The following is a 6,632-nucleotide window of genomic DNA, read 5'->3' as shown; positions in this document are numbered from 1 at the left end:
CAGAACAAGCCCGTTCATCCCGCCGCACCTCCAAAGTGCGTTACGCCGATGGGGCCCCGGTCAGCAAATACCCACTGTGGACAGCGGCACAGCCGCAACTTCAAAGTCCGGATGTACGGGTGCAACTCTCTTCCTGCCAGCCAGACCATGCCAACAAAGTGCTTGCGAAACAGGGGCGTCCATGTACGGGGTGACGGCTTTTATTTCTCGAGCCGCCAGACTCGGGACGCCAAGGCGATTCATCCCGAAGGCCGGGGTTGCCACGCCCCCGTTTCCCAAGAATGGGCTTCGGCAGGCGCACGCCGCCTTGACCACGATGCCCTGCTGGCAACACGGCCTGCCGGGACATCGCCTCCGTACCATACACGGGGCGAGACAGCGATCGCCCCTGCCCGCTCTCCCAATCCACGGAGTCGCCCCATGAGAAAACTCATCGCATCAACCTTCGTCTCTCTCGACGGCGTCATGCAGGCGCCAGGCGGCCCCGACGAAGATCCCACCGGCGGTTTTGCCTTCGGCGGCTGGACGTTCAACTACTGGGACGAGGTCATGGGCCGCTCCATGAACGGCTTCGACGGCAAGGACCGCGAACTCGTGCTCGGCCGCAGGACCTACGAGATCTTCGAGGCGTACTGGCCGTACCAGCCGGCCGACAGCCCCATTGCGCACACGCTCAACGCGGCCCGGAAGCACGTGGCCTCACGCACGCTGAAGGACCTGCATTGGAGCAACTCGACGCTGCTGCAGGGCGACGTTGTTGCCGCGGTCTCGGCGCTCAAGTCGGAGGCGGGACAGGACCTGCAGATCATCGGCAGTGGCAACCTCATCCAGACGCTGCGGGCCGCATCGCTGATCGATGAGTACAACGTGTGGACCTTCCCCGTCGTGCTCGGGCATGGCAAGCGGCTGTTCGAGGCCGGCGCAAAGGCCGGCGGGCTGCGGCTCGCCGCGTCGCAAGCCTCGGCCACCGGGGTCGTGATGAGCACCTACGTGCCGGCCGGGGAGGTGCCGGTCGGATCGTTTGCGCAGACAGAGCCGAGCGCGAAGGAACTGGACCGGCGCGCCAAGCTGGCGCGCGAGGCGGGCTGACCCGATGCGCCCCGATGTGACCTGGATTGACGCAGGCGACTCGATCAGGCCAACGCCGCGACCCGCGCCGCCAGCGCATCGATGCCCGCCGGAGACAAATCGTGCGTGTCCACGCGCCGCACGCCCGCGAGCTGCAGCCAATGCCGCCCCATGGAGCGGTTGTACAGCGGGTCGTAGTGCTGGGTCAGCAGTTCCGACAGCAGCGGCCCCAGGTCACCCGACTGGGCCCACGCCTGCCATTGCGCCAGCACGGGGTTGGGCAACAGGCCCTTGAGTGCCGCCAGCCGCGCCGCGAGGGCCGCCCGGTCGCGGGCGAGCCAGGCGTAGTCGTCCAACAGGAACGCCACCCGGGCGTCGAGCGTGGCCACGATCTCGACCAGGGGGCTGGCCCGCATGGCCTCGGTCAGGGCGTCCGGCACCGTGATGCGCCCGATGCGCCGGCTCTCCGCCTCGATCCACACCGGCCGGTTCGGATCGAACCCGGCCATCTGCGCGAACAAGCGGGTCTCGAATGCTTTCTGGGCCGGTTGCGCGAGCCCGGGCACCTCGCCGAGCACCGAGCCCCGGTGCGCCGCCAGGCCCTCGAGGTCGAGCACCTGCTCGCCAGCCCGCGCCAGCGCGTGCAGCACCCGGGTCTTGGCACTGCCCGTGGCACCGCAAACCACGCGCCATGACAGGGCCGCGCTCAGGGTGGGGATCCGGTCCACCACGTGGTGCCGCCAACCCTTGTAGCCGCCCTTGAGTTGTTGCGCATCCCAGCCCACGAGCCGCAGCACGTTGACGAAACTGCCGCTGCGCATGCCTCCCCGCCAGCAATAGACCAGCGGGCGCCACTTGGGGCCATGGCCGGCAAACCGGGTGTCCAGGTGGTGCGCGATGTTGCGGGCCACCATGGCGCCGCCCATCTTTCGGGCCTCGAACGGCGACACCTGCACGTAGGTGGTACCGACCCGCACGCGTTCCTCGTCGGTCAGCACCGGGCAGTTGATGGCGCCGGGGATGTGGTCGAGCGCGAACTCGGCGGGCGAGCGGGCGTCGATGACCATGTCGAAATCGGCGAGGTCGGCCACGGAGTAGGTTCTGGAGGACACGGGGGGGCTTTCAGGCAACGGCCAATTGTCAGGCGTCAGGCGTGGGCGGGCAGCAGCCCACGCCGCAGCCGCGTGCTGGCGCCGTCCACCGCGAACACCAGCACGAACATGGCCAGCAGCACCGTGGCGGCCTGCGCGTGCTGGAACAGCGAGAGGTGGAAATACAGCATCTGGCCCAGGCCGCCGCCACCCACGAAACCGAGCACCGTGGCCATGCGGATGTTCATCTCCCAGCGGTAGAGCCCGTAGGCGAACCACTGTCCGCCCACCAGTGGCATGGTGCCGTAGAGGAACGACACCAGGCGGCCGGCCCCGCCCCCGCGCAGGGCCTGTTCAGGCAGCGGCGGTGCGTTCTGCAAGGTCTCGGAGAACAGGCGGCCCAGCACACCGGTGGTATGCAACGCGAGCGCCAGCACGCCGGCCATGGGCCCGAGCCCCGCGGCCAGCACCATCAAGGCCGCCCACACCAACTCGGGCACGCTGCGCAACACGTTCAGCCCGAACCGCGCCGCGTGCGCAGGCACCCCACCCCAACGGCCCGAGGCGGGCAACGCCAGCAGGATGCCCAGGCCCATGGCAAGCAACGTGCCGACAGCCGATACCGCGAGCGTCTGCAACGCGGCCCACGCAGCCTGCCGCACGAACGCGACGGACAGGTCGGGCGACGTGAATTCACCGGCGAACTTCAGCATGGCGCGGGCCGCACCGTCGCCGAACAGGCCGCGGAAGTCCAGGCCGAGGTAGGCGAAGCTGGCGGCCACGGCGGCGAGCACGCCGCCTGCGGCCCAAAGCCCGGGGTGCCGGCCAGGCCAACGCGGGTTCATGCGAGCACCCGGCGCAACAGGCCGCTCAGCGCATCGGCCAGCAACACCAGCACCAGGAACGTGGCGAGGATCATGCTGGCCTCGCCACCATTGAGCATCTTCATCGACTGGTCCATCAGCTGGCCCAGGCCGCCCGCGCCCACGAACCCCATCACCACCGACGCCCGCACCGCACACTCCCAGCGGTACACCGTATAGGACACCAGTTCCTGGGAGGCGCCCGGCAGCAGGCCGTACATCAGCGCGGCACGCCGGCCGCTCCCGGCCTCGAGCAGCGCCCGCGCCGCCCGCGTGTCGCCCGATTCCAGGATCTCGGCATACACCTTCCCGAGCATGCCGCTGTAGGTGATGGCCAGGGCCAGCACACCCGCGGCCGGACCGAGCCCGAGCACCCGCACGAACAGCAGCGCCCACACCACCTCGGGGATGGCCCGGAGGAACACCAGCGCCCCGCGCACACCGGCCCGCGCGGCGCGCCCGAGCACCAGCCCGCGGGCCGGGCCAATGCGGGAGATGGACAAGGCCTGGGTGGACGCCATGGCCAAAGGCACCGCCAGCAACCACGCCAGCGCCGTGCCGGCGGTGGCCATGGCCAGCGTCTCGAGCGTGGCCCGCCCCAGCAGGGCGAGGAAGTCAGGGGCGGTGGACGGCGGCAGGAACCCCGAGAGAAATCCCGCCATCACGTCGAGGCTGCCGGCATCGAACAGCCGCCACGGCTTGAATTCGGCCAGCACGAGCATCGGCCACAGCACCACGACGGCCAGGACCACCGCCGTGCCTCGCCCGCGGGCCGCGGGGTCGATGCGGGCGCTCATCGGCACATGGGCAAGGACACGGGGGTATTGGCCGCCGGCTCGGGCACCCGAGGCGGCTCCGGCCCATACAGGTCTTGCAGCAGCGCCGGTGTGACATCACCTGCCGGCAGGTCGAAGACGACCGCCCCACCCTTCATCCCGATCACGCGAGGGAACCAGGCCAAGGCCAGGTCCACCGCGTGCACCGATGCCACGAGCGTGGCGCCGGTGGCGCGGCTCCGGGCCACGAGTTCGCCGATCACGGCCGTGGCGGTGGCCGGGTCGAGCGACGACACGGGCTCATCGGCCAGCATCAGTGCCGGTTGCTGGTAAAGCACGCGCGCCACCGCCACGCGCTGCAACTGCCCGCCGGACAGCCGGTCGCACCGGTCGAACAGGCGATCGGCCAGGCCCAGCCGCGACAACGTGTCGCGCGCACCGGGGATGTCCACCGGGTACAACAGGGACATCACGGCCCGGGCCGTGGACCACGAGGCCAGCCGGCCGGCCAGCACCGCGGTGATCACCCGCAGGCGCGGCGGAATGGGCGGCGCCTGGTGCACGAGGCCGATGCGCGCCCGCAGGCGCCTGAGCGCACGTGCGGACAGCAACCACGGCGAGGTGTCGAGCACCGACACAGCCCCTTCGGTGGGCTTCAACGCACACCCGGCCACCCGCAGCAACGTGGTCTTGCCTGCGCCCGACGACCCGACCAGTGCCACCTGCTCGCCGGCGGCGATGCGCAATTGCACCCCGGCAAGCGCCCGGTGCCCGTTGGCATGGACGTGGCCGACCCCGTCGAACGTCAGGCCCACGCGCGCCCTTCCTCAATCACTTGATGAGCCCGGCCGCCTTGGCCGCGGCCTCGATGCCGTCGTAGTTCGACACCTTGGTGGGCAGGAACTTGCTGGCACGCTGCAGGTCCATGATCTCCTTGTGTTCCGGGCGGGTGGCGTCGAGCTTCAGGAACGCCTCGGTGAGCTTCTTGACCAGCACCGGGTCGAGGCCCGGACGCACCGTCCAGTTGTAATCATAGTAGGGCGCGGTGACGGCCAGCACACGCACCTTGGCCGCGTTGGGGTTGTTCGACTCCACCAGCTTGTCCATCACCGAGGCATTGAGCACGCCCGCCTCGGCACGCCCGGAGGCCACGAACGCCACGGTGGCGTCGTGCGCGCCGGAGTAGGCCACGGCCTTGAAGTCGGTCTCGGGCTGCAGCCCGGCCTGGTTCAGGAAGTAGCGCGGCATCAGGTGGCCCGACGTGGACGACGGCGCACCGAACGCGAAGGTCTTGCCCTTCAGGTCCTGGAGGGTCTTGGCCGGGCTCGCCGCCGGCACGATGAACCGGCTCGTGAACTTCTCGTCTTCGGCCCGCTGCACGATGGGCACCACGCCACCCTGGGTGCGCAGCTTCGCCTGCACGAACGTGAACCCGCCCAGCCATGCCAGGTCGATCTTCTGGTTGGCGAGCCCCTCGACCACGGCGGCGTAATCGGTGACCGGGGTGAACTGCACGTCGAGGCCGGTTTCCTTCTTCAGGTAGTCACCGAGCGGTTTGAACTTGCGCTGCAGTTCGGTGGGGGCTTCGTCGGGGATGGCGGAGACCCGAAGCACCTGGGCGTGCGCGAACACCGAGAACACCACCAGTGCGGCAGCGGCGAGGGTCTTGGAGATGTTGGAAATGGGGAGGGTCATGGCAGCATCCAATCGCGGCGGAACCCGGCATCATGCCTGCATTCTGGCCAGGTGAAGCACCACACAGCGACAATCGTGCCATGACCGACAACCCCACCCCCCTGCGCCTGACCAGCTTTTCCCATGGCGGCGGCTGCGGCTGCAAGATCGCGCCGGGCGTGCTGTCGGAGATCCTGCAGCGCAGCGGCGCCGGGCTGATCCCGCCGGAGCTGATGGTGGGCATCGACACCGCCGACGACGCCGCGGTGTACCGGCTCAACGACGAGCAGGCGCTGATCGCCACCACCGACTTCTTCATGCCCATCGTCGACGACCCGTTCGACTTCGGCCGCATCGCCGCCACCAACGCCATCAGCGACGTCTACGCCATGGGCGGGCGGCCCATCATGGCGCTCGCCATCGTGGCCATGCCGGTGAACCAGTTGCCGCTCGACGTGATCGGCCGCATCGTCGAAGGCGGGCAGTCGGTGTGCCGGGCGGCCGGGATTCCCATCGCCGGTGGCCACACCATCGACTCGGTGGAACCCATCTACGGCCTGGTGGTGATGGGCCTCGTGCACCCCGACCACGTGCGCCGCAACGCCGACGCCCGCCCGGGCGACGTGCTGGTGCTGGGCAAGCCGATCGGGGTGGGCGTGATGTCCGCGGCGCTGAAGAAGGGCAAGCTCGATGCAGCCGGTTATGCGTGCATGGTGGACACCACCACCCGGCTCAACACGCCGGGCATGCGGTTCGCCGGGATGCCCGGGGTCCACGCGCTGACCGACGTGACCGGCTTCGGCCTGGCGGGCCACACGCTCGAGCTGGCGCGCGGCGCCGGGGTCACCGCGGTGATCGACTGGCACCGGGTGCCCTTGCTCCCGGGCGTGGGCGACCTGGCGGCCGAGGGGTTCGTCACCGGGGCATCCGGCCGCAACTGGGCGGGGTACGGGGCCGACGTGGTGCTGTCACCGGCCCTGCCCGCCACGGCACGCGACCTCGCCTCGGACCCGCAGACGTCCGGCGGGTTGCTGGTCAGCTGCGCACCGGAGGCCGTGGACGACGTGTTGTCCGCCTTCCTGGCCGAAGGGTTTGCCGATGCGGCGGTGGTGGGGCGCGTCGAGCCAGGCCCGGCGGGGTTGCGGATCGAACCGTGACGC

Annotated in this window: 7 protein-coding genes; 2 read left to right on the top strand and 5 right to left on the bottom strand. The window is 69.9% G+C overall.

Features of this window, described 5'->3' with window-relative positions; all coding sequences use genetic code 11:
• The first annotated feature begins 420 nt into the window (after positions 1-420).
• A complete protein-coding gene (locus tag ASC87_RS16470) occupies positions 421-1,089 on the top strand; it encodes a dihydrofolate reductase family protein (protein WP_056664183.1) in 669 nt (222 codons plus the stop codon).
• A gap of 44 nt (positions 1,090-1,133) precedes the next feature.
• Here ASC87_RS16470 and mnmH read toward each other — a convergent pair whose 3' ends face one another.
• From mnmH to ASC87_RS16445, 5 genes are read right to left on the bottom strand one after another with little or no spacing between them, the layout of a single operon-like run.
• A complete protein-coding gene (gene mnmH / locus ASC87_RS16465; protein ID WP_304440688.1) occupies positions 1,134-2,180 on the bottom strand; it encodes a tRNA 2-selenouridine(34) synthase MnmH in 1,047 nt (348 codons plus the stop codon).
• Between the two features lie 35 nt (positions 2,181-2,215).
• Positions 2,216-3,004, bottom strand: a complete 789-nt coding sequence (locus ASC87_RS16460) for an ABC transporter permease (RefSeq protein WP_056664179.1) — start codon at positions 3,002-3,004, stop codon at positions 2,216-2,218.
• A complete protein-coding gene (locus tag ASC87_RS16455; RefSeq protein WP_056664176.1) occupies positions 3,001-3,819 on the bottom strand; it encodes an ABC transporter permease in 819 nt (272 codons plus the stop codon). Before ASC87_RS16455 ends, ASC87_RS16460 begins: the two co-directional genes overlap by 4 nt.
• Positions 3,816-4,613 carry a phosphonate ABC transporter ATP-binding protein gene (locus ASC87_RS16450; RefSeq protein WP_056664173.1) on the bottom strand — a complete coding sequence of 266 codons (798 nt, stop codon included), beginning with the start codon at positions 4,611-4,613 and terminating at the stop codon, positions 3,816-3,818. Before ASC87_RS16450 ends, ASC87_RS16455 begins: the two co-directional genes overlap by 4 nt.
• Positions 4,614-4,629: 16 nt before the next feature.
• Positions 4,630-5,493 carry a putative selenate ABC transporter substrate-binding protein gene (locus ASC87_RS16445; protein ID WP_082568675.1) on the bottom strand — a complete coding sequence of 288 codons (864 nt, stop codon included), beginning with the start codon at positions 5,491-5,493 and terminating at the stop codon, positions 4,630-4,632.
• Between the two features lie 80 nt (positions 5,494-5,573).
• Here ASC87_RS16445 and selD point away from each other — a divergent pair, with 80 nt between their 5' ends.
• Positions 5,574-6,629, top strand: a complete 1,056-nt coding sequence (gene selD, locus ASC87_RS16440) for a selenide, water dikinase SelD (RefSeq protein ID WP_056664169.1) — start codon at positions 5,574-5,576, stop codon at positions 6,627-6,629.
• The last annotated feature ends 3 nt before the right edge of the window (positions 6,630-6,632 follow it).

Origin of the sequence: Rhizobacter sp. Root1221 (assembly GCF_001425785.1) — a bacterium.
In the GTDB taxonomy this organism is placed as follows: domain Bacteria; phylum Pseudomonadota; class Gammaproteobacteria; order Burkholderiales; family Burkholderiaceae_C; genus Rhizobacter.
This window is presented reverse-complemented; position numbering and strand designations above follow the sequence as displayed.

Bases quoted from the DNA above. Each gene is read 5' to 3' on its own strand.
- ASC87_RS16470 (WP_056664183.1), top strand. From the start codon at position 421: ATGAGAAAACTCATCGCATCAACCTTCGTCTCTCTCGACGGCGTCATG.
- ASC87_RS16460 (WP_056664179.1), bottom strand. From the start codon at position 3,004: ATGAACCCGCGTTGGCCTGGCCGGCACCCCGGGCTTTGGGCCGCAGGC.
- ASC87_RS16455 (WP_056664176.1), bottom strand. From the start codon at position 3,819: ATGAGCGCCCGCATCGACCCCGCGGCCCGCGGGCGAGGCACGGCGGTG.
- ASC87_RS16445 (WP_082568675.1), bottom strand. From the start codon at position 5,493: ATGACCCTCCCCATTTCCAACATCTCCAAGACCCTCGCCGCTGCCGCA.
- selD (WP_056664169.1), top strand. From the start codon at position 5,574: ATGACCGACAACCCCACCCCCCTGCGCCTGACCAGCTTTTCCCATGGC.